The organism is Gordonia aichiensis (assembly GCF_039946255.1).
GTDB lineage: Bacteria > Actinomycetota > Actinomycetes > Mycobacteriales > Mycobacteriaceae > Gordonia > Gordonia aichiensis_A.
On the sequence record NZ_JBCDWL010000055.1, the window covers coordinates 1 to 482 of the forward strand.

Here is a 482-nt window from a genome sequence, read left to right on the forward strand (position 1 = left end):
GATCGTCCCCACCCACACCGAGACCGCCCGCACCGAGACCGCCCGCACGGAGACCACCCGCACCCAGGCCGCCGGGCCCGCGCCGAGTCCGTCTGCGGGCGCGTCGCCGGTGGCTTCTCTCGGGTTCACCGGGCCGGTCTCGCCGGCCACGGTGGGACTGGTGGTGTGTGAGGCGGCGATGCGGCGGGTCGTGCTCGATGGGGAGTCGGCGCCGTTAGATGTGGGCCGCGAGCACCGTCTGGTGACGGTGGCTTTGCGTAAGGCTCTCGAGGCGCGTGATCGCGGGTGTGCGTTCCCCGGGTGCGGGCGGCCGGTGTCGTGGACCGATGCGCATCATTGCGTGCCCTGGTCGGAGGGTGGTGAGACGGCGGTCGACAACTGTGTGCTCCTGTGCCGGATGCACCACACCGTCGTCCATCACACCGGCTGGGAGGTGTTCATCGGCCACGACCGGCATCCCTGGTTCCGGCCACCGGCCGACA

General features: G+C 71.6%; 1 protein-coding gene. It reads left to right on the top strand.

From position 1 onward, the window contains the following. Window positions 1-178 precede the first annotated feature (178 nt). Window positions 179-482 (top strand): HNH endonuclease signature motif containing protein (locus AAFO60_RS20860; RefSeq protein WP_432211734.1); only part of this gene is annotated, 304 nt, incomplete at its 3' end.